Source organism: Mycobacterium sp. IDUB_1, assembly GCF_055419625.1.
Window position 1 is genome coordinate 1,651,745 of the sequence record NZ_JBVAYA010000001.1, and the last position, 26,796, is coordinate 1,678,540.

Sequence of the window (26,796 nt, forward strand, 5' to 3'; positions counted from 1 at the left end):
GCGTCAGCCGCCTGAGACGGTGACGACGACCTTGTCCCCGCAGCGTTGCGCAGCCGACGTGAACGCCTCGGCGGCCTCGGCCAGAGGCCGTCGCTGACTGACGATCGCGTCGAGGTCGATCCCGCTGGTCGCCAGCTCCATCGCCCGCGGGTAGGTGTCGTTCATCCGCCGCACCATCGCGAACGTGAGGCCCTTGCGCCGGGCCGCGGCCGCCGGGAACGACGACGCATCTTCCGACGGGATGCCGCCGAGTGCGATCCGTGCCCCGGGCCGGGACGCGGCGACGGCTGTGGCGATCGCGGCGTCGGTGCCGGCCATCTCGATGACCGCGTCGACTCCGCGGCCCTCGGTGGCTTCCAGGATCTCGCCGTCGGCGACCTCGGGCGGGAACGCGGCGTCGACGCCGCAGTGCAGCGCGGTGGCGCGTCGGTGACCGAGCGGCTCGACGACGAACACCCTGCGGGCACCCGCGCGGCGCACCACCTGCGCGGTGAGCACGCCGATCGGCCCGCCCCCGACGACGAGGACGTCCATCCCCGCCCGCACGTGCCCGACCCCGACCGCGTGCACGGCGACCCCGAGAGGCTCGAGCAGCGCCCCGGCATCGTCGCTGAGATCGTCGGGCAGCGGATGCAGTAGATGGTCCGGCCACACCAGGTGTTCCCGTAAGGCTCCGTCGAGCGTGCCGTGACCCGCGAATTCCACTGTTGGACACAGGTTGTGGAGGCCGGCCGTGCACATCTCGCACTGCTGGCACGGGATCGCGGGATCCACCGCGACCCGCCGCCCAGCCTGTGGGCCGGTGAGTGCGACGGCGGCGAACTCGTGGCCGGGCACCACGGGACGCTCGATGCGGTTCTCCCCGATGCCGCCGTCGGTGAACCAGTGCAGGTCCGAACCGCAGATGCCGACCGAGGTGACCGCGAGCAGCGACCAGCCGGGAGGGGGTTCGTCGGGATCGAGTTCGCGGTACACGCGCAGATCCCCGACACCGTGCAGACGCGCGGCGAGCATCAGCGCACCGCCGCGTCAGAGTCCGCCGGCCACATGGTGATACACCCCGTTCCACTTGAGAGCGTTCTGGAAGTCGCGGACCGTGGTTCCCTCGTCGATGACCAACAGCTCGGTGCCCGTCATCTCGGCGAAGTCCTCGAAGGTTTCGGTGTCCACCGCCGTGGTCAGCACGGTGTGGTGGGGGGCGCCGGCCATCAACCACGCCTCGGCCGAGGTCGACCAGTTCGGCAGCGGCTCCCACACCGCGCACGCGACGGGGAGCTTCGGCAGCTCCGCCGTGGGTTCGACGACGCGAACCTCGTTGGCCACCAACCGAAAACGATCACCCATGTCGCAGATTCCGAGGATGACTGCGTCGGCCGGGGCCGCGGTGAAGCGCAGCCGCACCGGGTCGTCGCGGTCCCCGATCGACAGCGGATGCACCTCCAGCGTCGGGACCTCGGCGGCGATACTCGGGCAGACCTCCAGCATGTGCGCACCGAGAATCCGTTCCTGTCCGGGTGTCAGGTCGTAGGTGTAGTCCTCCATGAACGACGTGCCGCCGGGGAGGCCTTCGCCCATCACCTTGACCGTGCGCAGCATCGTCGCGGTCTTCCAGTCTCCCTCACCGCCGAAGCCGTAGCCGTCGGCCATCAACCGCTGCACCGCGAGACCGGGCAGCTGCCGTAGCCCGCCCAGGTCTTCGAAGTTGGTGGTGAACGCGTGGAAACCACCATGCTGCAGGAACTTTCGCAAGCCGAGCTCGATCTGTGCGCCGACGCGCAGCGAGGTGTGCCGGTCCCCGCCGGGCAGCAGTTCGGGCGCCACCCGGTAGGTGTGGGCGTACTCGCGGACCAGCTTGTCGACGTCGGCGGCACTGATCCCGTCGACGACCCGCACCAGGTCGTTGACGCCGTAGGTGTCCACCGAGACGCCGAAATGTGCCTCTGCTTCGACCTTGTCACCCTCGGTGACCGCGACACCGCGCATGTTGTCGCCGAACCGGGCGACCTTCAGCGTGGACAGCTCGGCGTGTCCAAGTGCCGCGCGCATCCAGGAGCCGATGCGACGGCGGGTGCGCGGATCGCTGACGTGTCCGGCGACGGTTTTGCGCGGGTGCGACATCCGAGTCTGGATGTAGCCGAACTCGCGGTCGCCGTGCGCGGCCTGGTTTAGGTTCATGAAGTCCATGTCGATGGACTGCCAGGGCAATTCGACGCCGAACTGGGTGTGCAGGTGCAGCAGCGGCTTGGTCAGTGCCTTCAGGCCGCGAATCCACATCTTGGCGGGGGAGAACGTGTGCATCCACGCGATCACCCCGATGCAGTCGGGGGCCGCGTTGGCTTCGGCGAAGACGCGTGCGATCTGCTCGGTGTCGGTGACGACGGGCAGCCAGCGCACCTCGACGGGGATCTCGGCGCCGGCGTCGAGCTGTTCGGCGATCTGGCGGGACTGCTCGGCGACCTGGTCGAGGATGGCCTGCCCGTACATCGACTGGCTGCCCGTCACCAGCCACACCTGGCTGGTGACGAGTCGGGACGCGATCATCGCAGATTCTCCTCGGAGGTCTCCTGGGTGCGGCCGGGCTGGCCGTACACGTTCTGGTAGCGCTCGAACAGCGCGGTGACGTCGTCGGCGTCGATCTCCGGAGGCATGCCCAGCTGGCGGCTGATGTGCACGGTGCGGGCGACGTCTTCGACCATCACGGCGGCCTTGACCGCGTCACGAGCGGTGCGGCCGATGGTGAACGGCCCGTGGTTGCGCATCAGGACTGCGCGAGATCGGCTGTGCTGCAACGTCTCGACGATGCCGCGGCCGATGGAGTCGTCACCGATGAGGGCGAACGGGCCGACGGGGATGTCGCCGCCGAACTCGTCGGCGATCATCGTCAGCACACACGGGATCGGTTCCCCGCGCGCGGCCCACGCCGTGGCGTAGGTGGAGTGGGTGTGCACGACCCCGCCCACGTGTGGCATGTGCCGGTACACGTAGGCGTGGGCGGCGGTGTCCGATGACGGCGACAGCTCTCCGTCGACGAGGGTGCCGTGCAGGTCGCAGACCACCATGTCCTCAGGCCGCATCGAGTCATAGTCAGCCCCGGAGGGTTTGATGACCATCAGGTCGCGGCCGGGGACCCGCGCCGAGACGTTGCCCGCCGTCCAGATCACCAGTTCGTATTGGGTGAGGTGGCCGTGCAGATCGCACACCTGACGGCGCAGATCGGCGATGGCCTGGTCGATGTCGGAGGTGATCGTCACGACAGAACTCCTACGGGTTCGGGGGTGCCGATGCGGCGCAGCCGCCGCATCATGCCGTTGCCGCGGCCGAACCACTCGTAGGCGGCGACGTACTCGCGGTAGAGCTGTTCGTAGGCTGCGACATTGGCGGGAATCGGGGTGTAGGCGTCGCGGATTCGGCGTCCCATCTGCCGCGCCGCGGTGGGGACGTCGGGGAACGCGCCCGCCGCGGTGGCGGCGTGGATGGCCGAGCCGAGCGCGGGCGCCTGCGGTGACGGCACCACCGACAGCGGCAGCCCGACGGCGTCGGCGTAGATCTGCATCAGGAGGCCGTTCTTCAGCAGGCCGCCGGCGACGACGAGCTCGTTGACGGGAACGCCGCTCCGCACGAACGTCTCGACGATCATGCGGGTGCCGAACGCGGTGGCTTCCAGTAGCGCGCGGTACATGTCGACGCAGGTGGTCGCGAGCGTCTGCCCGACCATGACCCCGGAGAGTTCGTGATCGACGAGCACGGAACGGTTTCCGCTGTGCCAGTCGAGTGCGATCAGCCCGTGCTCGCCGACGCGCTGTTGGCCGGCCAGCTCGGACAGGTACGCGTGGAGCGACAGGCCGCGGCGGCGCGCCTCGCTCTGGTAGCTCTCGGGCACGCAGTTGTCGACGAACCAGCCGAAGATGTCGCCGACCCCGGACTGCCCCGCCTCGTAACCCCAACTGCCGGAGCTGATCCCGTCGAGCACGACCCCGCACATGCCAGGCACTTCGCGCAGCACATCGGAATTCATCACATGACACGTCGACGTGCCCATGATCGCGACTAGCGATCCGGGATCGAGCGCGTCGGCGGCGGCGACGGTGACGTGGGCGTCGACGTTGCCGACCGCGACGGGAATGCCCTGCGGCAGACCCGTCCATGCGGCGGCCTGCGCGGTGAGCGATCCGGCGCTGTCCCCGAGCCGGCCGATGCGGTGGTCGAGCTTGTCGGTGACGAAGTCGGCGAACTCCGGTCGGACCGCGGCGAGGAACTCCCGTGACGGGTAGCGCTCGTCCTGCCGGATGCCCTTGTATCCGGCGGTGCACGCGTTGCGGACATAGGTTCCGCAGAGCTGCCACACGATCCAGTCGGCGGCCTCGACGAAGTGGTCCATCGCGGCGTAGATCTGCGGGTCCTCGTCGAGGATCTCCAGGGCCTTCGCGAACTCCCACTCACTGGAGATCAACCCGCCGTAGCGGGGAAGCCAGGACTCCTGACGTTGCGCGGCAACGGCATTGATGCGGTCGGCTTGCGGCTGGGGGGAGTGGTGTCGCCACAGCTTGGCGTAGGCGTGTGGACGGTCGGCGAATTCGGCGAGCTCACACAGCGGGGTGCCGTCGCCGCGCACCGGCACCATCGTGCATGCGGTGAAGTCGGTGCCGATCCCGGTGACGTCGGCGGGATCGATGCCGGCCGCGGCGACGGCCTGCGGAACAGCGGTGCGCAGGACGTCGACGTAGTCGCTGGGCACCTGCAGAGCCCACTGCGGCGGCAGCCGGTCGGCGCCGCCGGGCAGCGTGTCGGTCACCACCGCGTGGCGATAGAGGTGTTCGGCGCTCGCCATCTCGTGACCGTCGCTCACCCGCACCACCAGTGCTCGTCCGGACAGGGTGCCGAAATCGACTCCTACCGTGTACTTCTCACTGTTCACGAAGACTCCTTCGGCGGTGCTGTGCTGGCGCGGACGATCAGTTCGGGGGGAAGGAGCGGGACGTTGGCGCTCGACCCTTCCAGGGTCGCCATCACCAGGTCGATGGCACGCCGCCCGATCGCGTGGAAGTCCTGCCGGATGGTGGTCAGGGCGGGGATAAGGAAGCCGGCTTCGGGGATGTCGTCGAATCCGACGACGCTGATGTCGCCGGGTACGGAGCGCCCGGCTTCGGCGAGTGCATGCAGCACGCCGATCGCCATCTGGTCGTTGGCCACGAACACCGCGCTGACGTCGTCCTTGCGGGCGAGTTCGCGACCGATCTCGTAACCCCGCGCCGGGGTCCAGTCCCCTACGCAGGGCGGGCGCGGTGTCAGGCCGGCCTCCCGCATGGCCTGCTCGTAGCCGGTCTGCCGGCCTTTGGCCTCGGTCCAGTTCAGCGGTCCGGCAACGTGTTCGATCGCGGTGTGGCCGAGCTCGATCAGGTGCGCGGTGGCCTGGCGGGCGCCACCGATCTGGTCGACGCCGACGCTGAGTCCCCGCCCGGACAGGTCGCCCTCGACCACGACCAGGGGCAGACGGGCGTCGGCGGAGTGCACGACCTCCAGCGCGTCCTCCTGGGCGGCGATCATGACGATGGCCTCCACGGACTGGCGGGTGAGGTGGTCCAACGCATCGCGCAGCGTCTCGAGTGTGACCTCAGCCAGCGGCACCAGGCTGGAGAAGTAACCTGCCGCGCGGGCGGCTTCCTGCACGGAGCGCTGGATGCTCGACGGCCCGTAGAGGGCGCTGTTGGTGCCGACGATGCCGATGATCCCGGACCGGCGGGTGACCAGCGCCCGGGCTGCGGTGTTGGGCCGGTAGCCGAGTTCCTCGATGGCCTGCTCGACACGGGCCTTCGTGGCGGGGCGAATGCTTGCCGAGCCGTTGATCACCCGGGACACCGTCTGGTGGCTGACGCCGGCCAGGCGCGCGACGTCGGCCATCACGGGCTTGGCGGATGCCGGGGGAGTGGGCTGAGTGCTCATCCGGGTTTCCTCACCACTAGTCGTTGAACCAGGACGAATATCAGTAGCAGTACCCCTGTCATGATGCGGGTCCAGTAGGAGTCGAGGTTGGCCGCGGTGACGAACGTGCCGATGGTGCCCAGCACGAGAACGCCGATCAGCGACCCGAGTACGAATCCGACACCGCCGGAGAGCAACACCCCACCGATGACGGCGGCAGCGATGGCATCGAGTTCGAGGCCGACACCGTTGAGGCTGTAGCCGGAGAGTTTCTGCATCGCGAGCAGCAGTCCGGCCAGCGCCGCGCAGAACCCGCTGATCGCGTAGACGCCGACGCGGGCGCGGGAGGCGTTCAGGCCCATCAACTGTGCGGACTGCCGGTTCCCGCCGACGGCGTACACCGTTCGGCCGAAACGGGTCTGGTGCAGCGTGTAGGCGGCGACCACGACGACGATAAGCGCGATGACGACCGTCCAGCGGATGAACTTGTCCTCGTAGAGGTAGACGTAGTTCAGCCCGATGGCGCGCATGACCGGATCGTCGATGGGCAGTGTGTCGACGCTGATGACGTAGCAGAGGCCGCGCGCCAGGAACATCCCGGCTAGGGTGACGATGAACGGCTGCACGTCGAAGTACTCGATGACCAGACCCATGACGAGCCCCAGCAGCGGGCCCACGATCAGGACGGCGGCCAGCGCGAGCGGGGTGGGCCAGCCCGCCCGCAGCGTCGTCGCCACGATCACGGTGGACAGCGCCACCACCGAGCCGACGCTGAGGTCGATGCCGCCGGTCAGCAGCACGAACGTCATCCCGACCGCGAGCACGATCAGATAGCTGTTGTCCACCAACAGGTTCAGGAACACCTGGGATGGGCTCGCGAAGTCGAAGCGGGTGACGACGGCGACGAACATCACGACGAAGAGCACCAGCGAGGCCAGCGGGGAGAGGTAGCGGCCGCGCGCGTAGCGGGCGAGCCCGGCGAGTGCGCCCGGCCGGGTGGCGGTGACGGTCATCGCGTCACCACCGGCTCGGCGGTGCGGGCAGTGACGGGCGCCGGGGCTGCGGGTCGGCCGGTGCGCTTGCGCCGCAGCAGCGCCCGGAACTTGGGCGCCTGCAGCAGGCACACGGCGATGACGACCAGCGCCTTGAACACGAGCGTGGTCTCCGGCGTGATGCCTGCGGTGTACACCGTGGTGGTCAGCGTCTGGATGATCAACGCACCCAGGATGGTTCCGGTCAGGCTGAACCGGCCGCCCAGCAGCGAGGTGCCGCCGATGACGACGGCGAGGATGGCGTCCATCTCGATCCACAGCCCGGCGTTGTTGGCGTCGGCGGCCGAGATGTTCGACGCGATCATCAGCCCCGCGATACCGGCGCACAGCGCGCTGAACACGTACACCGCGAACACGATCGAGCGGTGCCGCACCCCGGCGAGCCTGCTGGCTTCGGGGTTGATGCCGACCGATTCGAGCAGCATGCCGAGTGCGGTGCGGCGGGTGATCAGTCCGACGAGCGCGAACACCGCGAGGCTGACCAGGATCGCGACGGGCAGGCCTAGTGCGAAGCCGGCGCCCAAGACTTTGAACGGTGCGCTCTCGGTCGTGACGATCTGACCGTCGGTGATCAGCAGGGCCACCCCGCGGCCTGCGGTCATCAGGACCAGCGTGGCGATGATCGGCTGCACTCCGAACACCGACACCAGGGCGCCGTTCCACAGCCCCAGGACGACGGCGACGCCGAGGGCGATGCCCATGGCGCCCAGCACCGTTCCGACGCTGCCGGGATCACCGGAGGCGGCGATGTGGGCGCAGGCCAGTGCGCCGCTGACGGCGACGACGGCGCCGACGGACAGGTCGATCCCGCGCGACGCGATCACCAGCGTCATCCCGAGTGCGACCAGCATCGTGGGGGCGCCGTTGCGGAGGATGTCGATCAGGCTGCCGAACAGGTGGCCGTCCTGCACGCGGATAGTGAAGAAGGTGGGGGTCAGGATGACGTTGACCAGGAGAAGCGCGACGAGCGCCAGTGCGGGCCACAGCAGCGGGGAGGCGGTGAGTCTCTTGATCACGGCGCACCGTCCCCGGCGATGAGGGAGGTCAATTCCCGCACCGTGCAGTCGTTGTCGACCTGCGCGATACAGCGGCCTTCGCGCAGGACCGCGATCCGGTCGCTGATGCGGGCGACCTCGTCGAGCTCTGCGGAGATGAACACGACCCCCATGCCGTCAGCGGCCAGATCGGAGATGAGCTTCTGGATCTGGGCCTTGGCGCCGACGTCGATGCCGCGGGTGGGTTCGTCGAGGATGAACAGCTGGGGTTCGGTGATCAGCCACCGGGCCAGCAGGACCTTCTGCTGGTTGCCGCCGCTGAGGTTCTTGACCGGCAGCCAGGGATTGCGGGGCCGGATGTCGAGCGCCTCCATGTAGCGGGCGACGAGATCGTCGGTGACAGTGCGAGACAGCGGTCGGGCGAAGCCGCGGCGCGCCTGCAGCGCAAGGACGAGGTTGTCCCGGATCGAGAGGTCGCCGATGATGCCCTCGCCCTTGCGGTCCTCGGAGGAGAAAGCGATCCGCTGCGCGATCGCGGCACGCGGTGAACGCACGGCGGCGTGGTGGCCGTCGACGGAGATCTGGCCGCTGGTCGCGCGGTCGGCGCCGAACAGCAGGCGTGCCAGTTCCGTTCGTCCCGAACCCAGCAGCCCGGCCAACCCGACGACCTCGCCGCGGTGAACGTCGAGATCGATCGGGTGCAGCGCCGGGGACCGGCCGAGATCGCGGGCACTGAGCACCACGTCGTCGCGGGACGGCGTCCCTTCGCTGTCGGCGATCTCGTCGAGCATCGCGAGCTCGTGGCCGAGCATCGCGGCGATCAGCGTGACCCGGTCCAGTGTCGCAGTCTGGTACTCACCGACGCGGCGGCCGTTGCGCAGCACTGTCATCCGATTGGAGATCGCATACACCTGGTCGAGGAAGTGCGAGACGAACAGGATCGCGGTGCCGCCGTCGCGCAGTCGTCGCATCACCCGGAACAGTTCGGCCACCTCGTCGGCGTCCAGGCTCGACGTCGGTTCGTCGAGGATCAGCACCCGTGCTGACACCGCCGTCGCGCGGGCGATGGCCACCAGCTGTTGCAATGCGATCGGATGCGAGCCCAACGTGGACCGTGGATCGATGTCGAGGTCGAGATCGGCGAGCAGCTCGGTGGCCCGCCGGTTCATGGCCCGAGAGTCGATGCGGCCCAGGCGCCGTGGTTCGCGACCCAGCAGGATGTTCTCTGCCACCGTCAGATTGGGGCAGAGATTGACCTCCTGGTACACGGTGCTGATGCCGGCGTCCTGCGCCTGCCGCGGACCGCTGAACCGCTGCTCGACGCCGTCGACGGTGATGGAACCGGCGTCGATGTCGTAGACCCCGGTGAGCGCCTTGATCAGGGTCGACTTCCCGGCGCCGTTCTCACCCATCAGCGCGTGGATCTCACCCGGCAGGAGCCGGAATTCCACACCGTCGAGGGCTCTGACGCCGGGGAAGTCGATCGAGACGTCCCGCATGTGGACGACCGGGTCGGCCGTCGCTGTCGTCATCACAGACGTCACGCGTGGTCAGTACTTGCGCTCGGGCAGGACCGCCTTGGCCTGCTGCTGGTCGAAGGTCTGGTCGGGGGTGACGACGCGAGCCGGAACCGATTCGCCGGCAACGACTTTCTTGGCCAGGTCCATCAGTTGCGGTCCGAGCAGCGGGTTGCACTCGACGATGAAGTTCATCTTCCCGTCGGCCAGCGCCTGCATGCCGTCGTGGGTGGCGTCGATCGCGACGATCTTGATGTCCTGGCCGGGCTTCTTGCCGGCCGCTTCGATGGCTTCGATCGCGCCGAGGGCCATGTCGTCGTTCTGGGCGAAGACGAGGTCGATCTTCGGGTTGGCCTTGAGGAATGCCTCCATCACCTGCTTGCCGCCCGAGCGGGTGAAATCGCCTGTCTGCGAGGCGATCACGCTTAGGTTGGGGTTGGCGGCGATGGCCTTGCTGAACCCGGTGCTGCGTTCCAGCGCGGGATCGGAGCCGGTGGTGCCTTCCAGCTGGACGATGTTCACGGGTCCGGCGGCGTTGGCGAACTCCTTGACCACCCACTCGCCGGCCCACTGACCCTCCTGGACGAAGTCGGCGCCTAGGAACGTCTTGTAGACGTCCTTCTCCTGGGTGTCGACGGCGCGGTCGGTGAGGATCACCGGGATGCCGGCGTTCTTGGCCTCCAGCAGCACCGCGTCCCAGCCGGTGCGCACCACCGGGCTGAACGCGATCACGTTGACGCGCTGCTGGATGAACGACCGGATGGCCGAGATCTGATTCTCCTGCTTGCCGTTGGCGTCGGAGAACTTCAGGTTCACATCGGCGGCCTTGGCCGCGTCCTGGATCGAGGTCGTGTTCGCGGTGCGCCATCCGCTTTCCGCGCCGACCTGAGAGAAGCCCATCGTGATCTGGCCGTCGCCGCCGGCGCCACCTCCCGGTGCGTTTCCGGGGGCGGGTCCGCTGCCGCAAGCCGCGAGCACGCCCGCCGTTGCGACGGCGAGCATCGCAGAGAAGATTCTGTTCACTTCAGACTCCTTCGGAATGCCATAGGGCCAGGTCAAGGCCTCGTTTGGCGGGGACCTGCGGTGCCGGCGAGAATGTGACCGGCGTTACACTTCGCAGATGTTAACGCTCACATCGAAGAGCTGTCAACGATTTTGTTAGCGCTAACATTTCTCCGCCGCCCCCCTTGACAGGGGCGTGAGCCGCGTCACAAGATGCTCGATGTTAGCGCTCACATCGTGATGGCACTCCGCCCGACGGACCAGCGATGCGTGGCAGAACCAACCGGAGGAATCCATGCGTAAGAGCTTTCTTCGAATCGCGGCCGCGCTGGCCCTGACGGCCTCGCTGGCGAGCGCCGGCTGTGGCCGCTCGACCGGCCCCGAGGCCACCGGCGGCGGTGGTGGCGGCGGCGATCGCAGCGGCACCATCGGCATCGCGATGCCGACCAAATCGTCGGAGCGGTGGGTCGCCGACGGCGACAACATGGCCAAGCAGTTCCAGGCGCTGGGCTACGAGACCGATCTCCAGTACGGCGACGACGTGGTGCAGAACCAGGTCTCGCAGATCGAGAACATGATCACCAAGGGCGTCAAGGTGCTGGTTGTCGCGCCGATCGACGGCTCCTCGCTGACCGACATCCTGCAGCGGGCCGCCGATGCCAAGATCCCGGTGGTCAGCTACGACCGGCTGATCCGCGGCTCGGCCAACGTCGACTACTACGCGACGTTCGACAACTTCAAAGTCGGTGTGCTGCAGGCACAGTACATCGTCGACAAGCTCGGTGTGGCACAGGGCAAGGGCCCGTTCAACATCGAGCTGTTCGCCGGATCGCCCGACGACAACAACGCGACGTTCTTCTTCAAGGGCGCGATGAGCGTGCTGCAGCCCTACCTCGACAGCGGCAAGCTGGTAGTGCGCAGCGGGCAGACGTCCTTCGACCAGGTCGCGACGCTGCGCTGGGACGGCGGGCTCGCCCAGTCCCGGATGGACAACCTGCTCAGCCGGTCCTACACCAGCGGTCGCGTCGACGCGGTGCTCTCGCCGTACGACGGAATGTCGCTGGGCATCATCTCCGCGCTGAAGAGCGCCGGCTACGGCACCCCGGCCAACCCGCTGCCGATCGTCACCGGCCAAGACGCCGAACTCGCGTCGGTCAAGTCGATCATCGCCGGCGAGCAGACCCAGACGGTGTTCAAGGACACCCGTGAACTCGCGAAAGCCGCTGTCCAGATGGCTGATTCACTGCTGACCGGCGGCAAGCCCGAGGTCAACGACACCACCACCTACGACAACGGGGTGAAGGTGGTCCCGTCGTACCTGCTGCAGCCGGTGAGCGTGGACAAGTCCAATTACCAGAAGGTGCTGGTCGACTCGGGCTACTACACGTCCGCGCAGCTGGCCTGATGGGCGGCGAGGACACCGCACTGCTCGAGATGCGGGACATCACGAAGCGCTTCGGCGCCGTGACCGCGTTGCGCGACGTGAACCTCACGGTGCACAAGGGTGAAATCCACGCGATCTGCGGGGAGAACGGAGCCGGCAAGTCCACCCTGATGAAGGTGCTCAGCGGGATCTATCCGCATGGCAGCTACGAGGGGGAGATCGTCTTCGACGGTGCACCAGGTGATTTCAAAGACATCCGGTCCAGCGAGCGGCGCGGCATCGGCATCATCCACCAGGAGCTGGCGCTGGTGCCGGTGCTCTCCATCGCCGAGAACATTTTCCTGGGCAACGAGCACGCCTCGGCCGGGGTGATCAGCTGGCACGAGACCACCACCCACGCCCAGCAGCTCCTCGACCGCGTGGGGTTGGGGGAGAGCCCGGGCACCCGGATCTCCGACATCGGGGTGGGCAAGCAGCAGCTCGTGGAGATCGCCAAGGCGCTGTCGAAGAAAGTGAAGCTGCTGATCCTGGACGAGCCGACCGCCGCGTTGAACGACGAGGACAGCCGCAACCTGCTCGACCTGATCATGGAGCTGCGCCGCCAGGGGCTGACGTGCATCATCATCTCGCACAAGCTCAACGAGGTGACGCGCGTCGCCGACCGCATCACCGTGCTGCGCGACGGACGCACCATCGAGACGCTCGACGTGGGACCGGATCTCACCGAGGAACACATCATCCGCGGCATGGTGGGTCGGCCGCTGGTCGACCGGTTCCCGGAACGCACCGCCCACGAAATCGGTGACGTGACGTTCGCCATCGAGGACTGGACGGTCTATCACCCGCTCGATCAGCAGCGCAAGGTCGTCGACAGCGTCTCGCTGAACGTGCGCCGTGGCGAGGTGGTGGGGCTGGCCGGGTTGATGGGCGCCGGGCGCACCGAGTTGGCGATGAGCGTGTTCGGCCGCAGCTACGGCAAGAAGGCCGGCGGCACGGTGTTCAAGGACGGCAAAGAGATTCGCACCCGCACCGTGCCCGAGGCCATCGGCCACGGCATCGCCTACGCGACCGAGGACCGCAAGCACTTCGGCCTGAACCTGATGGACGACATCGCGCGCAGCATCACCCTGGCGTCGCTACCGAAGGTGAGCAGGCAGTCGGTCATCAACGAGCACGAGGAGACCAAGGTCGCCGAGCGGTTCCGCACGGACATGCGGATCAAGGCGCCGTCGGTGAAGGCCGTCACCGGGAACCTGTCGGGCGGCAATCAGCAGAAAGTCGTGCTGAGCAAGTGGATCTTCGCCGATCCCGACGTGCTGATCCTCGACGAACCCACCCGCGGTATCGACGTCGGCGCCAAGTACGAGATCTACACGATCATCAATTCGCTGGCAGCGCAGGGGAAAGCGGTGATCGTGATCTCCTCGGAGCTGCCGGAGCTGATCGGCCTGTGCGACCGCATCTACACACTCAACGAGGGCCGGCTCACCGGTGAGGTGGCCCGGGCCGACGCGTCCCAGGAGACGCTGATGCGCTACATGATGAAGGGACGAGGATAGATGACCACCACCCCGACGGTGTCGACGCCGCCCAGCGCCCCGGCTCCGCCGCCCGCGGACTCCCCGGTGTCCCGCGTGAAAGCATTGCTGCAGGGCAACTTCCGCCAGTACGGTATGGTCGTCGCGCTCGCCCTGATCGTCATCCTGTTCCAGGTGTGGACCGACGGCATCCTGCTCAAGCCGCTCAACGTCACCAACATCGTCCAGCAGAACGGCTACATCCTGATCCTGGCGATCGGGATGGTCATCGTGATCATCTCCGGCCACATCGACCTGTCGGTGGGCTCGATCGCCGGGTTCATCGGGGCGATGTCGGCGGTGCTGATGATCCGCAACGACATGCCCTGGCCGGTCGCGGTCGCGCTCTGCCTTCTTCTGGGTGCGCTGATCGGGGCGTGGCAGGGCTTCTGGATCGCCTACGTCGGCATCCCATCGTTCATCGTCACGCTGGCGGGCATGCTCGTTTTCCGCGGCGCCACACAGTATCTGCTCGAAGGACAGTCGATCGCGCCGTTCCCGCGCACCTTCGGTCAGGTCAGTAGCGGGTTCCTGCCCGAGCTCGGCGTGAACGCCGTCTACCACTGGCCGACCGTCATTCTCGGCGTGTTTGTGATGCTGGCCGCGGTGTGGCAGCAGGTGCGGCAGCGACGCGCCCAGAGCCAGTACGGGTTCAGCGTGCTGCCGTTGGGCTGGTTCATCGCCAAGTGCGCGGCCATCGTCGCGGCACTCGCGGCGTTCACGCTGGTGCTGGCGAGCTACCGCGGCGTCCCGGTGGTCGGCATCATCCTGGCCCTGGCCTTCGTGGTCTACGCGTTCATCATGCGCGGCACGGTCGTCGGCCGGCAGGTCTATGCGGTCGGCGGCAACGAGGCGGCGGCGCGGCTCTCGGGAGTCAAGACCAAGCGGGTCACGTTCCTGGTGTTCGTCAACATGGGTCTGCTCTCGGCGCTCGCCGGACTGCTGTTCGCCGCTCGCCTGAATTCCGCGACACCGCAAGCGGGTATCGGCATGGAGCTGGAGGCGATCGCCGCGGCGTTCATCGGTGGCGCGTCGGCCAGCGGCGGTGTCGGCACCGTGTTCGGCGCGATCATCGGCGGTTTCGTGCTCGGCGTCCTCAACAACGGGATGTCGCTCATCGGTATCGGCAGTGACGTGCAGCAGGTGATCAAGGGCCTGGTGCTGCTGGCTGCCGTCGGCTTCGACATCTACAACAAGAAGAAGGGCGGGGCCTGACATGCCCGGCATCGCGGATCGCTTCGAGCACGACATCGTCACGTTCATGCGGAGCTGGGCTCCCTACGGCGGCCCGCCTGCCGACGAGGTCCTGCCCGAGTTCGGGCTGTCTCGGGAGCAACTCGTCGCGCGTTACCATCAGATCCTGGACGCCGCCGCTGAGCGTCGGGAAGAGGAGTTGCGTCAACCGTGGTTGAGAATCCGTCGCTCGCCAACGCAGTGACGGCATGGACCCTCGCCGACGGACGCGATCTCCTCTTCTTCACTCTTCCCGGCCGGTCGCCCGCACCAGTTCCAGACCAGCGGCCACTGCCTCCCCGCTCAGAGTCGCTGTCGGAGTTGAGGTTCGATCAGACAACCGGGCAATGGGTGATCGTCGCACCGGCCCGCCAGGACCGTACCTACCTCCCACCCCGCGGCGAGTGCCCGCTCTGCCCCGGACCGTCCGGACTGACCAGTGAGATCCCGGCACCGGACTACGACGTCGTTGTCTTCGAGAATCGATTCGCCAGCCTGGCAGGTTCGGGCGATGTGCTGACGGCGTCCTCCTCGTTCGAGCAGGTGCCGAGCCGCGGCCGGTGCGAGGTGATCTGCTTCTCCAGCGATCACGACAGCTCCTTCGCCTCACTCGATCCCGCGCAGGCCCGCCTGGTCGTCGAGGCGTGGCGGCACCGGACCTGTGATCTGCTCGGCAGGCCGGGTATCGCGCAGGTGTTCTGCTTCGAGAACCGCGGTGAAGAGATCGGCGTGACGCTGACCCACCCGCACGGGCAGATCTACGGGTATCCGTTCCTGACGCCGCGGACGGAGCAGATGTTGCGGCAGGCATCGTCGTATCGAGAACAGCAGGGCAGCAATCTGTTCACAGACATGGTGGGGCGGGAGGTGGACGATGGGCGTCGGGTTGTGTTGCGCAACAGCATGTTCACGGCGTTCGTTCCGTTCGCGGCCCGGTGGCCGGTGGAGGTGCACATCTACCCTCACCGGTTCGTGAACAGCCTGCTCGATCTCGACGCGGTGGAGTTGGACGCGTTCAGTGCTGTCTATCAGGAGGTTCTGCAGCGGCTGGACCGGATGTACGACGCACCGCTGCCGTACATGGCGGGGCTGCACCAGTTCCCCGAGGGGGAGGGCTGCTTCCACGTCGAGATCATTTCTACGCGACGGACCGCCGACAAGCTGAAGTTCCTCGCGTCGTCGGAGTCGGTGATGGATGCGTTCATCAACGACGTCGTGCCCGAAACGTTGGCCGAGAGGTTGCGTGGCTTGTGAGTATTCGCTTCTCGGCGCCGGGCCGGATCAACCTGATCGGTGAACACACCGACTACAACGCGGGTTTCGCGTTGCCGATCGCGCTGCCCGGCCGCACCGTCGTCGACTACGAGCCGGCTGGCAGCGGCGAGCTGGTGGTGGGCACCGACCGGGAGCCGGACGTGGTGCGCGTCGGGCTCGACACATCTCCCGGGGACGTGACCGGCTGGGCGGCGTATGTGGCCGGGGTGGTGTGGTCGCTTCGAGAAGCCGGCCATGCTGTGCCGGGTGGGACGCTGGCGATCAGCGGCGGGGTGCAGATCGGCTCGGGCCTGGCGTCGTCGGCGGCGCTGGAATGCGCGGTCCTGGGCGCCCTGCTCTGGGGTGCGGATCTGACGGTCGATCGGGTGGAGCAGGCACGTATCGCGCAGCGCGGCGAGAACGAGTATGTCGGTGCGCCGACGGGTCTGCTCGACCAATTGGCGATCCTCTACGCGCAGCCGCGGAGCGCGCAGCTGATCGACTTCCGCGACCTCACCGTCACGCCGGTCCCGTTCGATCCCGACGCCCACGGCGTCCGGCTGCTGCTGATCGATTCGCAGGCGCGGCATCAGCACGCCGGCGGCGAGTACGCGGCGCGACGTGCGTCGTGTGAGCGGGCCGCCGCAGCGCTGGGTGTCCCGTCGCTGCGGGAGGTCACTTCTGTGTCTGCGCTCTCGGGTGAGGATCAACGGCGGGCCCGGCACATCGTCACCGAGAACCAGCGGGTCCTGGACACGGTGGAGGCGTTGGCGGCGAACGACTTCCGTCGCGTCGGCACCCTGTTCACCGAGTCCCACCGCTCGATGCGGGACGACTTCGAGATCACCACACCGCATCTCGACCTGATCGCGTCTACCGCCGTGTCGGCGGGTGCACTGGGGGCGAGGATGACGGGCGGCGGGTTCGGCGGCTGCGTGATCGCGCTGGCGCCTGTCGAGTCCGTGGACGCGGTGAATGCCGCAGTGCGGGAGGCGATGCAGTCGGGCGGATATCCGGCGCCGACGATCGAGCCGACGGCGGCGGGCGCGGGGCCGGCTTAGCGGGTGGGCTTGATCAGCCAGAGCGCCAGGATGATCGCGATGATCGGCCCGGCCGCCATGATCAGGCTGAGCGTGTGGATGGCGTCGATCGCGTTGTAGGGCGCCTGATCGACGATCAGGCGTGCTTGCTCGGGGTTGACCATCGCGGCACCGTTGTGGCCGCCGTGGGTGGTCAGCAGGGCTTCGCGAGTCTCGGCGCGGTCGACGCCGTCCTTCGACAGGTCGTGGGCGCTGTCGGTGAGGAACAGGTTGATCCCGACGAGGGCGAAAAGCGCTGGGCCGAGCGAGTATCCGCCTTCATTGACGGCGCTCTTGACGGCGGACACCGCGCCTCCGAGATCAGCCGGGGCGCTGTTCATCATGATCATGGCCTGCGGGGTGGTGACCAGCGCGCCGCCGATGACCATCAGTGCCGCGGTGATGAACACGGTCACGCGGGTGGTGTCGAGGGTGTAGCTGTGCAGCACCACCAGCCCGCCGAGCATCAGCACCAGGCCGGTGACCATGACGGTGCGGGCGCCGAACTTGTTGGCGACAGGTCCGGCGGAGAGCGCGGCGAGGGCGGCCATCGCGGTGGCGGGCATCAGCAGGTAGCCGAAGAGTTCGTGAGACTCCTTGCGGATCGTGACGAGGTAGAAAGCCAGCAGGATCATCGAGCCGCCGAGCACGATGTTGAACACCACACCGGCGGCGACGGCGGCGTTGAAGCGGCTGGACCGGAAGACGCGCATGTCGAGGGCGGGATGGTCGGTGGTGCGTTCGCGGACCACGAACGCGACACCGGCAGCGAGGCCGGCGGCGATGCAGGTGAGGCCGACGGCGTCGATGCCGGTTTCGATGCGGGACATGCCGTAGATGAACGCGAGGAGCGCGACGGCGAACAGCGCCATGCCGGGGATGTCGAGGCGGCGGCTACTGCGGAGTGTGTCGGGGACGTAGCGCCAGGTGATGAGCAGACCGATGAGGGCGATGACGGGGACGAGGAAAAAGGTTGCGCGCCAACCGATGGCGTGTGCCAGTGTGCCGCCGAGTGCGGGGAGTGGGGTGGAGACGGCGTAGCCGACGCCGAAGTAGGCGGCGATGGCGGCGGCGCGGCGTTCGGGGGAGAAGACGGCGTTGGTGAGGGCGAGGGAGAGGCCGATGAGGAAGGCCAGGGCGATGCCGACGCCGGCGCGGGCGATGATGAGCACGGCGGCGACGGGGGCGGCGGCGGCGAGCAGGCTGAAGGCGGCGGCGCCGGCGAGGCCGACCATGTAGAGGCGGCGCATGCCGTAGAGGTCGCCGAGGGCTCCGGCGGAGAGCACCGCGGCGGCCATGGTCAGGGTGGCGAGGCTGGCGATGAAGGTGGCGGTGCTGCCCGTAATGCCGAGCCCCGCGGAGACGACCTGCAGGTTGGCCGACAGGGTGGTGGGGTCGCCAATGGAGATCGCGTAGCCGAGGCCCATCGCGAGCACGGTCATCACGGCGGCGACGCCGGAGACGGTGCGCTGCTCGGTGGCTGTTTCGGGTTGCACGCGGTGATGTTATGGCGTGGGACCGCGCCGAGCAGTCTCAATGACGCACCCGGCCTGCCATGATTTGGGACGGACCACCCGTAGGCAAAGGAGCTTGATATGGGTTTTGAGCGCATCGACGACCTGCTGAACAGCGTGACCGCGGAAGGGGCGTTGCACGGCGTCGCCGCCACCGTGGTCGGCCGCGACGGTGTCCTGTACCAGGGCGCTTCAGGAGATGCCAAGCCGGACTCGATGTTTCGTAATGCGTCGATGACGAAGGCGGTCGCGACCACGGCCGCGTTGCAGCTCGTCGAGCAGGGGCGGATCGGTCTCGACACGCCTGTTGCGTCGATCCTGCCGGAGTTCGGTGAGCTCCAGGTGCTCGACGGCATCGAGGGTGGTGAGCCCGTCTTGCGGGCACCGAAGACGCAGGCGACAGTGCGGCAGCTGATGACGCACACCGCCGGCTGCGGCTACCACTTCCTCAACGAGAAGCTGTTCGCGTACTGCACCGAGCAGAACTTCCCGAACCCGCTCGAGGGGGTCAAGAAGAGCCTGAGCGCTCCGCTGGTCCGCGATCCGGGCACGGTCTGGGAGTACGGCGTCAACACCGATTGGCTCGGGCTGACCGTCGAGGCCGTCAGCGGGCAGACGCTCTCCGACTACATCGCTGAGCATGTGTACGGCCCGCTGGGCATGACGGACTCGACGTTCGAGCTGAGCGACGAGCAGCGCGCGCGACTGCTGCCGATCCGCTTCCGCGCGCCCGACGGCAGCCTAGTGGAGACCGAGATGGACCTACCGGCCAACCCGGAATGGGACGCGGCCGGGCACGGGTCCTACGGGACGGTCGCCGACTACGGACGGTTCGTGCGCGCCTGGCTGAACGGCGGCGAGCTCGACGGGCAGCGCGTCTTGAAAGCGGAGACCGTGGAGTTGGCGCTGCAGGATCACCTCGACGGGGCGCCGCTGCCGAAGAAGATGGAGCCGGCGATCCCGGAGCTGACCAAGCCGGTCGAGTTGCTACCTGTGCCGCAGGGGTGGGGCCTCGGGTTCCACCTGTATCAGGTCGACCTGCCCGGGATGCGCAGTGCCGGCTCGGCGGACTGGTCGGGTCTGTTCAACAGCTTCTTCTGGATCGACCGCAAGGCCGGCGTCGGCGCGGTGATCGCGACACAGGTGCTGCCGTTCTTCGACGACACCGTGGTGCACACGATCCTCGGGTTCGAGGCTGCGGTGTATGCGGAGCTGGCTGGGGGCTGAACGCGGTGCCGGCGCATGACGAGGCAACTCGTGCACTGACACCTGTTGATGCCGCCTTAGGCTCGACGACGAGGGGGTGTCGTGCGTGGCTGCTCGCGTGAGTTGGCGTCGGGGTCTCCTGATCGGCGCAGCAGTGCTGTCGATCGTGGTGGTGACAGGGGTCGTGGCCGTCATGCGGTGGGTCCCTGACCTCCGGCTGAGCGCCGCGCGGGCATCCTGGCAGCCGCCACCGCAGCCGATGCTGGCGTCGTCCATGCGCGAGCAACCGGTTCCCGGATGGCGCACGACCGTAAGCGATCTCGGGTTGCCCGACACCGGTGACAGCCACATCGCGGTCAGCAATGATCCGCGCGGGCCACGGCCGTTGATCGGCAGCATCGATTCCCGTGCCTACTTTTTGGCAAGCAGTGGTGCACCAGAGGCGCCGCAATGGTGGCTTGTGGGAATAGACGTGCACGACGGCCGGCCACTGTTCCGTGCGGTGCCGCTGAGTGTCGCCGCGCGGGACCCCCAGTGTTTTCTCAACGGGCCGAACGACATTCTATGTCTGGATGGACTACCGTCAGTGACCGCACGTGTGATCGACGGCCGCTCCGGTGCCGTGAAGTACGTCGGTCCGACCGACCTGCGGCTAGGGTTCGGCCAGCTGGCTGTTGAGCAAGTCGGAATGTATGCGGTGGCGACGACGCAAGACCAAGGTGTGTTCGGCATCGGTCCGCGTGCCGAGACGACGTGGTTCGTGCCCGGAAACGGATCGCTCGCAATCGAGCCGGTGGAGCGTCCGGCCGCACGATCTCAAATTCTCACGGCGCAGGGAGACGCGAACCCCAGGAAGTTTTCGCAGACCGTTTTCTCTGTAGCCGACGGTCAGGTGGTCGAACCCGAGATCGACGAGGGTGCATCGCTTGTTGAAACATACTTCTACACAGGTGGATTCGCGAGCAAGATCTCTGATGCTGACGGAACGCCCGGCGACATCTACTTTTTCGACGAGAGTGGCAGACGTGTCGGCGAGAGCGCGGAGACCTCTCTCAAGGAGGACCCGGCTGATCTGCCGGTCACCACGAGGGAGTCAGATGACGTGAATGCCGTGCACTCCGCACAGGGAAAGAAGCTAATCGAAGTTCCCGCCGGCGTGACGCAGCTCGTCGGAACAACGCTGTTGGTCAATCTGGCCAAAAGTCAAGCTTTTCCGCAGTGGCAGCAGTACGACCTCAAAGATGGCGCCGAGGGTCCGGTCTGCGACTACCCGATGCAGAACCTTCTGGGCACTGACGGATCGACGCTGGTGTTCGCGGTCGCGAACCCCGACGCTGCCATCCTCGCGAAGGCGTACGACCTTCATTCGTGCCGACGATTGTGGGCGATACCGAGGCGGGCGGGGTCGGTGGACCGGATCTGGCGAATCGATCGGCACCTTGTTGAACTGGATGCCAACGCAGCGGAATTGAGTTTGCTCACTGCGCCCAGCTAGGAACGTTGGTCAAGATCGCAATCGACCGGCATCGAGGAGTGGCAACCTTGGAGGTGGCGAGGCGGGCATGAGTACGAGGGCGGCAAGAGTCCAGCGGTTGCCTCATACGGAGTCAGAAGCAGCGATGTAGTGGCGCTCTGATTGTGGCTAGGTGCCAAAAGCGACTTCTAGCACGACTGAGCGCTGGCCGTGAAGTCTGGGCGACTGCAGCGCCGCTTCGCCGGCCCCGGTTGCCCGCAGGCGGCGCCGCTCGCTTGAGCGCCGAGAAAGCTCTGGAAGGTCTAGCGTGGTCGAAGTGGGGTTGTTCAGTCATGAAGAAGTTCGGGACCCAGCCGACGACGCCAGTAGTGGCGGTGTTCAGAGGGTCCGAGCCGCTGACGTGGACGAGTTCGGCGTCGATGGTCCGGTGGTCGTGGGTCCGGGGCCGGCGCCTGAAGACGGTTCGTGTGGTCAGTACGCGGTGCAGTTTCACGTGACGACCTCCATGCTCGTCGGGCTGAAACGCATTGCTGACAGGCAGGGAGTCACGGTGCCGGAGGTGTGCCGCCAGGTGATCGGTGTCTTCGTCGCCCAACAGGAAGGCGAGTTGTCGGCCTTGATGGCTGCCGAGACCGACGCGGATCATTATCGGCCCAGTTTGGGTGAGGCGTAAGCCCGCCGCCTCAAAGGCAGTGGCCCGAGTTCCCAACCCGCGACGGGGCCTGGTGTTCCACAGCTTGGTGACTTCATGACATCTTCAGGTATAGCCGAGGTCCCGCAATGCCGTCCTCGCGCGTGCAGCGCATGAGATGAGTCCATCGTCATCGAGGTCTTCCGGCCCTGCCCTCAGCCGCGGGTCGGCGACGTAGGCATCGGCGTCCTCGAACAACTTTTGCAGTATGGGGAAGACGGGTTCGCCGAGAACTCGCCGCTCGCTCTTCACCATCCTGAGAAAGGTCAGCTGGAAATCGGGCGCATTGGTGGAGCGGGCCAACAAGCGATTCAAGAGATCGATGTATGGGTCTATTTCGGGTAGAGCCCGTTCGTCTGACGTCATCAGGAAGCTCCTCGCTGCATCATGTGCGCTCACGGCGTTGGTGCTTGCAGTAGGAACGCCCGGGGTTGCGGAATGCTCTCGCCCTCCAGCCCTCTCAATCTGACACGACCCAGTCACCCTCTACGACAACGGAATAACCGTCGATCTCAAGTATGTCAATATTGCCAAAATCGCGTGCACCGGTAGCGTCTGTATAGGCCATGTTGGAACGGTGAAGCCAGTCGATCGTGGCGACTTTGGTGAAGGTCGGCTCGGCTGACCGATCACAATGGTGCTCACCGACAATGGGCCGGAGATAAGCGGGGTGGCCCGGAGTCAGGACTGCATCGAGAGTGAACGCCAGCTGTGACGGCGCATCGGCGATCGCCAAGACATAACTGTCTTCGAGATAGAACCCCGCGAGACCGGGAAACTGCTCGTAGTCGATCACGCTGGGTGCACCTCCAATTCTTCGGGTAGTGGCCACCGGTTCGGGGGTTGGTCCGTCACCCATACATACTCCAAGCCGGACAGATGACCGCCGGTGATCCAGATGACGACCTCGCCTCGATAGTCGACGTTGTTCGGAACGAATGCCCGCGCTGGAAACGGTCCGTCCGGGCAATCGAATACCGCCTTGGATTTCCGCGCCCGAACGTCGAAAACCCATGTCGAACCGCCCGAAATCAATGCACCAGCCAGTTCGGCCTCCAGAGCCGCTTCGTCGAAATTCCCTGTCGTGCCGACGATTGCGCGGATAATCGCACGCTCCTCGGCGTTCAGCGCGCGCCACTCCGGACGCTCAGTCACGACGTCACCTTGTCTCGCCGCATCCCGTCCCGTTCAACCTCGCTGCATTGACACGCTGTAGGAGATCGCTGATCGCGATGCCATGCGCCGTAGGTTCCCAGTTGTCGTCGAGATTGTCGATGAATTCCTCGGACAGGATCGAGACGATCAGCTCTGCATCGCTGGACGAGACAGTTTCAGTTCGCGCCAGTCTTTCGAAGAGTGCTGGATCACGGCGACTGAGAACGTCACGAAGAATCCGCTTTTCCTGATCTCGCACGGAACTCAAGCTTGCATCCATCGAGCCGCCCTTCCGCACACCGATTCTATTCTCGGACATCCACTTTGACGTGTACGTTCTAGGTGGCGGGCTCGCCAACCGTTCCCTTCTAATGACGCCCACCCGTCATGCTGCCTGCGGGCGTTCCTCATTGTGACGCGCCATCCGGATCGGTCTGTGCACTCCAGATGGCGAGTTCGCCGCCAGGCATTGAGACGACAAGCGCGCCGTTAGGCCCCGATACGTTCCACGCTTCGTATGCGTCATCGGCCGATACCTGAATCAGGCTGCCATCTTCGAAAGCGATCTTCAGCGCACCGGAATCGTCGGCTGTTGATTCAACGACGTCCAGCCCCACCAGCTGGCGAATCGACAGGAAGGCCTCCTGCGGGTCTTGGTCCGGCGTCAACGCGAACACTTCGTTGTTGCGAGTGAGGACAAGGGGCGACGCGATCAGTGCGAAATGCTCGTCCGACAGCTGCATAACTACAGAGTTCTCAATCAGCACAGACAGCAGCGTCTTGCCGTTCAGTCCTAGACCCACCATGGCCGGCAGCCTTTCGGAAGCGATTTATTCAGCTGTTCCATGACCTTCCCCGAAGCGACACTTTCTTGACGATAGAGGTTGATGCCGGGGGGGCTTGACGCCAATTTTTCCGCCGGGTGGCACCGGGGCCTGGCTTCGACGCCCGCGTCGTATCGGTTGTCACACCTCAGTCGTACCGTGCGGACCATGAACGACGGACGTCAGCGACGCAAGATGAAGCAAGCGCGCCGGGATGCGCGGCGGCGGCACCGGACGGACCTAAAATTGGACGAGCACGACAGGATGGCCGGCAATCTGATCAGCGAGGCTCTTGCCAAGAAGCATCCACTGGGCCTGCTCGCGATCGTCGCCTACCTGGTCCAGTCCTCAAAGCCGGATCCGTTCGCGCGCTTGAGATCTAGTCGAGCCCTCGACCGCGAGCGGCTGATCGAGAACTTCACTGCGCTGGAAACGCAGGAGTCCACCGCACTGCTGGCAGCTCTCGCAGAGTTTCTCGACGACGACCCAGCCGCTCAGACAGTGTGCAGCCAGGAAGTCACCCGCCGACGCCACCACATTCCGAAGTGGATCAGCGAACTTCGGCGAGTCGCGGTCTACCGAGCCGTGCGCTTCGCTCACGTCCTCGGCGACTTTGACGAGCTGGTGATTGGCGCACGCTTTCCGAGCGGTCACGAGGTGGCCTGCGTCGCTCAGATCAGCCACAGCACGATGTCGATGATCGACACCGCCGAAGTCGGGTACGGGCCGGTCGCGGATCTCCTCGACAGCATCCAAGTGGACGGCGATCCGGACGTGGACCTCATAGAGATGACAGTGGCCGACGCGAAGGAGTGGATGCTTCAAGGCTTGAAGGGGTCCCCGTTCCCGCGAGAGACGGAATCGTGGCCGCAGTGCAGGCCCCTGGTCGAGTGGCTCGTCAGTTGCATGCCCGACGGCGGGTCCGGCTACGCGCCACCGGACTGGGACAGCGCGGAGCTGCTCGAACTGCAGAGGGAGTTCTTCGCATCGCCCGCTGGGAAGGCATTCGACGGTTGGTCGCGCTGTGTGCAGATGGAGAACCTCCTGGATTCGGGTAACGGCGATCCGCTGCGGTGGAGCGCGGCCCGCATCGCAGAAGCGCTCGATGGGTCTTCGTACTTCGACGACTACTCGATTCTGGAGATCGCGCTGAGCACTCCCGACCTGCTGCGGGCCTACATCCCCTTCGCCCACGCGCGAAGTGGAATACGCGAGGGCCTCACCGTCGAGGCTCTGGCGGCTGTCGACCGTCACGCGCCCCGCTTCCGCCGAGAGGTCATCGCGGAGGCGATAAAGTGGGGTTACTTCGACGACGACGACGATGCCTGCGAGCAAGCGCGCAGCGGTTGACGCCGTCAAAGCGTCTCGCTGGGTCTGCACGAGCGCGTCTATCCGCTCTGGTTATGTGAACAACGTGCGCGAACCCGGGAGGATGAGGCACTACTCCTGCGAGCCAGGGCTTTTCGCTTTATAGGACCGCTGATCGCGAACCAGCCGTGGGTGAGTGCGACGACGAATTCCCGCCGTCGCAGCTTCGTTCGCTACTCAGTTCTGCGGTAGCTGACGCGCGACACGCTCCCCGTGTGAGGTGAGGTTGAGCCAGCAACACCACGGCCATACGTTGACGTCCTCAGATGCCTCGACGTAGTAGCGCTCAATTTTGGCGATCGCGTCATCAATCGGATCGGGCCATGCAGCGAAACCCCGCTCGGCTGTGACATCGCCGACCTCGAAAAGGCCGTCCGCGACCAACTCGCGGATGAGCCCCAACACGGCGTCTTGGACCCGCGACGTCGAAGATCCAACCATGGACAGGGCGACACACCGATGCACCTGGTCAAGCGCCACCCAGTCGTAAAGGCCATGGAGTAGCAGACTTTCGCGGGGAGTCATCACGTCGGCGTCCCCCGGCGTTCGCCGGGCGGGTAGAGGAAGAGATCGTCGTGCTCCCGGCGGTGGCAGGCCTCGACGAATGCGAGACACAACGCGAGGTCAGTCACAAACGTGCGGACTTGTTCGGCGCTAAGTCGGTAGTACTCGTTGCAGTCGACCGGGGCGTTGCCGACAGGTATGGCGAGATAGCGATCGCCCGTTTGGAGATCGTCGCCGAGCGAGAAGCGATGGTCGATCGAGAAGTACGTCTCCGAGAAGCAGCTCTCACTCATCGATCGGAACCTCAATCGTCGCCATGAATAGCAAGAATCCCGACGCGCGCCGTGTCGAAGCATCGCACGATGCGGTCGCGGACCCACACGAGTGGGTCGGCATAGGCTTCGTACTCCTGCCTCGCCCTCTCGGCGATGTCCTCGAGAGATCCGGCGGGTCGTTCGGTGAACGCTGTCAGGAATTGCCAGTCGGGGCTGTTCACGCCGAACTGATGAGGAGCGTCGGACGTCGCGATCATGACGTTCGTTTCGCCCTCCCTGGATGACCGGTAGATCTGAATCCTGCAGTCGGGCAAGCGGTAAAAGACGATGTGGCGCTCGCGGCCGCCGCTGTCGGGGTTATCGTCGATCTGGTCGAGAACGAAGCCGCGAACCGCCAACACAGGCCCGACGATTGCCTCGACATCGTCAAGGAAGCCGCTTGTCATCGACATACTATGACGACCGGTGCTCGACTCATACTGGCGTTCCCCGATTCCATCCCGGCCGCTCGATCAGTCGATCGTCTTGGTCGCGATTTCGGCTCGACTCTGCGAATTCAGCTGCGACGAAGCGGTTCTGCAATAACGCGCGATACTCATCGGCGGCGAGTTCGTAGTACTCCTCATAGTCGACGACTCCGCTGCTCACAGGAATCGAGAGGTATGCCGTGCCGGACTCATCTTCGATGCCGAGGGAGTACCGATCCTGCGCGGAAAAGTACGAGTCAACGTAGACCACAGGCACACCCCTCAAGCGGACGGATCGAGCCGACT

The 26,796-nt window shown here is 66.2% G+C and carries 29 protein-coding genes; 10 read left to right on the forward strand and 19 right to left on the reverse strand.

Annotated features, from left to right (window positions below):
* Positions 1–3 precede the first annotated feature (3 nt).
* Genes ACZYYX_RS08475 through ACZYYX_RS08515 form a run of 9 tightly spaced genes read right to left on the reverse strand, consistent with a single transcriptional unit; the run spans position 4 to position 10,506 of the window.
* Positions 4–1,014 carry a zinc-dependent alcohol dehydrogenase gene (locus ACZYYX_RS08475; protein ID WP_463813975.1) on the reverse strand — a complete coding sequence of 337 codons (1,011 nt, stop codon included), beginning with the start codon at positions 1,012–1,014 and terminating at the stop codon, positions 4–6.
* 15 nt (positions 1,015–1,029) lie between these two features.
* Entirely contained in the window at positions 1,030–2,541 is a 1,512-nt protein-coding gene (gene araA, locus ACZYYX_RS08480) for an L-arabinose isomerase (RefSeq protein ID WP_463813976.1), read from the reverse strand.
* Entirely contained in the window at positions 2,538–3,251 is a 714-nt protein-coding gene (locus tag ACZYYX_RS08485; protein ID WP_463813977.1) for an L-ribulose-5-phosphate 4-epimerase, read from the reverse strand. Before ACZYYX_RS08485 ends, araA begins: the two co-directional genes overlap by 4 nt.
* Positions 3,248–4,915: a ribulokinase gene (gene araB / locus ACZYYX_RS08490; protein ID WP_463813978.1), complete on the reverse strand. Its 1,668-nt coding sequence runs from the start codon at positions 4,913–4,915 to the stop codon at positions 3,248–3,250. Before araB ends, ACZYYX_RS08485 begins: the two co-directional genes overlap by 4 nt.
* Positions 4,912–5,940, reverse strand: a complete 1,029-nt coding sequence (locus tag ACZYYX_RS08495) for a LacI family DNA-binding transcriptional regulator (RefSeq protein WP_463813979.1) — start codon at positions 5,938–5,940, stop codon at positions 4,912–4,914. Before ACZYYX_RS08495 ends, araB begins: the two co-directional genes overlap by 4 nt.
* The gene (locus ACZYYX_RS08500; RefSeq protein ID WP_463813980.1) at positions 5,937–6,932 is read right to left on the reverse strand and encodes an ABC transporter permease subunit; all 996 of its coding nucleotides are present in this window, start codon (positions 6,930–6,932) and stop codon (positions 5,937–5,939) included. The genes ACZYYX_RS08495 and ACZYYX_RS08500 overlap by 4 nt, the downstream gene beginning before the upstream one ends.
* Positions 6,929–7,987, reverse strand: coding sequence for an ABC transporter permease (locus ACZYYX_RS08505; protein ID WP_463813981.1), 1,059 nt, complete (start codon positions 7,985–7,987; stop codon positions 6,929–6,931). The genes ACZYYX_RS08500 and ACZYYX_RS08505 overlap by 4 nt, the downstream gene beginning before the upstream one ends.
* Positions 7,984–9,498, reverse strand: coding sequence for a sugar ABC transporter ATP-binding protein (locus ACZYYX_RS08510; RefSeq protein WP_463814847.1), 1,515 nt, complete (start codon positions 9,496–9,498; stop codon positions 7,984–7,986). The genes ACZYYX_RS08505 and ACZYYX_RS08510 overlap by 4 nt, the downstream gene beginning before the upstream one ends.
* An 18-nt stretch (positions 9,499–9,516) precedes the next feature.
* A complete protein-coding gene (locus ACZYYX_RS08515; RefSeq protein WP_463813982.1) occupies positions 9,517–10,506 on the reverse strand; it encodes an ABC transporter substrate-binding protein in 990 nt (329 codons plus the stop codon).
* A gap of 274 nt (positions 10,507–10,780) precedes the next feature.
* Here ACZYYX_RS08515 and chvE point away from each other — a divergent pair, with 274 nt between their 5' ends.
* From chvE to ACZYYX_RS08545, 6 genes are read left to right on the forward strand one after another with little or no spacing between them, the layout of a single operon-like run.
* The gene (gene chvE, locus ACZYYX_RS08520; RefSeq protein ID WP_463813983.1) at positions 10,781–11,890 is read left to right on the forward strand and encodes a multiple monosaccharide ABC transporter substrate-binding protein; all 1,110 of its coding nucleotides are present in this window, start codon (positions 10,781–10,783) and stop codon (positions 11,888–11,890) included.
* The gene (mmsA, locus tag ACZYYX_RS08525) at positions 11,890–13,428 is read left to right on the forward strand and encodes a multiple monosaccharide ABC transporter ATP-binding protein (RefSeq protein ID WP_463813984.1); all 1,539 of its coding nucleotides are present in this window, start codon (positions 11,890–11,892) and stop codon (positions 13,426–13,428) included. The genes chvE and mmsA overlap by 1 nt, the downstream gene beginning before the upstream one ends.
* Positions 13,429–14,661 carry a multiple monosaccharide ABC transporter permease gene (mmsB, locus tag ACZYYX_RS08530; RefSeq protein WP_463813985.1) on the forward strand — a complete coding sequence of 411 codons (1,233 nt, stop codon included), beginning with the start codon at positions 13,429–13,431 and terminating at the stop codon, positions 14,659–14,661.
* 1 nt (position 14,662) lies between these two features.
* Positions 14,663–14,884 carry a hypothetical protein gene (locus ACZYYX_RS08535; protein ID WP_463813986.1) on the forward strand — a complete coding sequence of 74 codons (222 nt, stop codon included), beginning with the start codon at positions 14,663–14,665 and terminating at the stop codon, positions 14,882–14,884.
* A complete protein-coding gene (gene galT / locus ACZYYX_RS08540; RefSeq protein WP_463813987.1) occupies positions 14,851–15,933 on the forward strand; it encodes a galactose-1-phosphate uridylyltransferase in 1,083 nt (360 codons plus the stop codon). The genes ACZYYX_RS08535 and galT overlap by 34 nt, the downstream gene beginning before the upstream one ends.
* Positions 15,930–16,994 (forward strand): galactokinase, encoded by a 1,065-nt coding sequence (locus tag ACZYYX_RS08545; RefSeq protein WP_463813988.1) that lies wholly within the window; start codon positions 15,930–15,932, stop codon positions 16,992–16,994. Before galT ends, ACZYYX_RS08545 begins: the two co-directional genes overlap by 4 nt.
* Here ACZYYX_RS08545 and ACZYYX_RS08550 read toward each other — a convergent pair.
* The gene (locus ACZYYX_RS08550; RefSeq protein WP_463813989.1) at positions 16,991–18,508 is read right to left on the reverse strand and encodes an MFS transporter; all 1,518 of its coding nucleotides are present in this window, start codon (positions 18,506–18,508) and stop codon (positions 16,991–16,993) included. The two genes, ACZYYX_RS08545 and ACZYYX_RS08550, sit on opposite strands and share 4 nt — an antisense overlap.
* Positions 18,509–18,607: 99 nt before the next feature.
* On the opposite strand from ACZYYX_RS08550, the gene ACZYYX_RS08555 reads away from it, so the two are divergent.
* From ACZYYX_RS08555 to ACZYYX_RS08565, 3 genes are all read left to right on the forward strand, one after another.
* Complete coding sequence (locus ACZYYX_RS08555; RefSeq protein ID WP_463813990.1) at positions 18,608–19,753, forward strand: serine hydrolase domain-containing protein; 1,146 nt, start codon at positions 18,608–18,610, stop codon at positions 19,751–19,753.
* An 85-nt stretch (positions 19,754–19,838) separates the two neighbouring features.
* Positions 19,839–21,227 (forward strand): hypothetical protein, encoded by a 1,389-nt coding sequence (locus ACZYYX_RS08560; RefSeq protein ID WP_463813991.1) that lies wholly within the window; start codon positions 19,839–19,841, stop codon positions 21,225–21,227.
* 379 nt (positions 21,228–21,606) lie between these two features.
* Positions 21,607–21,879: a hypothetical protein gene (locus tag ACZYYX_RS08565; protein WP_463813992.1), complete on the forward strand. Its 273-nt coding sequence runs from the start codon at positions 21,607–21,609 to the stop codon at positions 21,877–21,879.
* 84 nt (positions 21,880–21,963) lie between these two features.
* On the opposite strand, the gene ACZYYX_RS08570 is transcribed toward ACZYYX_RS08565, so the two are convergent.
* The 5 genes from ACZYYX_RS08570 to ACZYYX_RS08590 all read right to left on the reverse strand — a co-directional run bounded on the left by ACZYYX_RS08570 (position 21,964) and on the right by ACZYYX_RS08590 (position 23,858).
* Positions 21,964–22,263: a colicin immunity domain-containing protein gene (locus ACZYYX_RS08570; RefSeq protein WP_463813993.1), complete on the reverse strand. Its 300-nt coding sequence runs from the start codon at positions 22,261–22,263 to the stop codon at positions 21,964–21,966.
* Between the two features lie 94 nt (positions 22,264–22,357).
* Complete coding sequence (locus ACZYYX_RS08575) at positions 22,358–22,693, reverse strand: hypothetical protein (RefSeq protein WP_463813994.1); 336 nt, start codon at positions 22,691–22,693, stop codon at positions 22,358–22,360.
* Positions 22,690–23,052 (reverse strand): hypothetical protein, encoded by a 363-nt coding sequence (locus ACZYYX_RS08580; protein ID WP_463813995.1) that lies wholly within the window; start codon positions 23,050–23,052, stop codon positions 22,690–22,692. Before ACZYYX_RS08580 ends, ACZYYX_RS08575 begins: the two co-directional genes overlap by 4 nt.
* Positions 23,053–23,056: 4 nt before the next feature.
* Positions 23,057–23,332, reverse strand: coding sequence for a hypothetical protein (locus ACZYYX_RS08585; protein WP_463813996.1), 276 nt, complete (start codon positions 23,330–23,332; stop codon positions 23,057–23,059).
* Between the two features lie 127 nt (positions 23,333–23,459).
* On the reverse strand, positions 23,460–23,858 hold the full coding sequence (locus ACZYYX_RS08590; protein ID WP_463813997.1) for a DUF6188 family protein: 399 nt from the start codon (positions 23,856–23,858) through the stop codon (positions 23,460–23,462).
* 186 nt (positions 23,859–24,044) lie between these two features.
* Between ACZYYX_RS08590 and ACZYYX_RS08595 the strand changes: the two genes are divergently transcribed.
* Positions 24,045–25,226 (forward strand): hypothetical protein, encoded by a 1,182-nt coding sequence (locus ACZYYX_RS08595; RefSeq protein ID WP_463813998.1) that lies wholly within the window; start codon positions 24,045–24,047, stop codon positions 25,224–25,226.
* Between the two features lie 195 nt (positions 25,227–25,421).
* Here the strand turns inward: ACZYYX_RS08595 and ACZYYX_RS08600 are convergent, their stop codons facing one another.
* The 4 genes from ACZYYX_RS08600 to ACZYYX_RS08615 are packed head-to-tail and all read right to left on the reverse strand — an operon-like array spanning position 25,422 to position 26,761.
* Positions 25,422–25,772, reverse strand: a complete 351-nt coding sequence (locus tag ACZYYX_RS08600; RefSeq protein ID WP_463813999.1) for a hypothetical protein — start codon at positions 25,770–25,772, stop codon at positions 25,422–25,424.
* Complete coding sequence (locus ACZYYX_RS08605; RefSeq protein WP_463814000.1) at positions 25,769–26,041, reverse strand: hypothetical protein; 273 nt, start codon at positions 26,039–26,041, stop codon at positions 25,769–25,771. The genes ACZYYX_RS08600 and ACZYYX_RS08605 overlap by 4 nt, the downstream gene beginning before the upstream one ends.
* A gap of 11 nt (positions 26,042–26,052) precedes the next feature.
* A complete protein-coding gene (locus ACZYYX_RS08610) occupies positions 26,053–26,469 on the reverse strand; it encodes a hypothetical protein (protein WP_463814001.1) in 417 nt (138 codons plus the stop codon).
* Positions 26,470–26,497: 28 nt separating this feature from the next.
* Positions 26,498–26,761 carry a hypothetical protein gene (locus ACZYYX_RS08615; protein ID WP_463814002.1) on the reverse strand — a complete coding sequence of 88 codons (264 nt, stop codon included), beginning with the start codon at positions 26,759–26,761 and terminating at the stop codon, positions 26,498–26,500.
* Positions 26,762–26,796 lie beyond the last annotated feature (35 nt).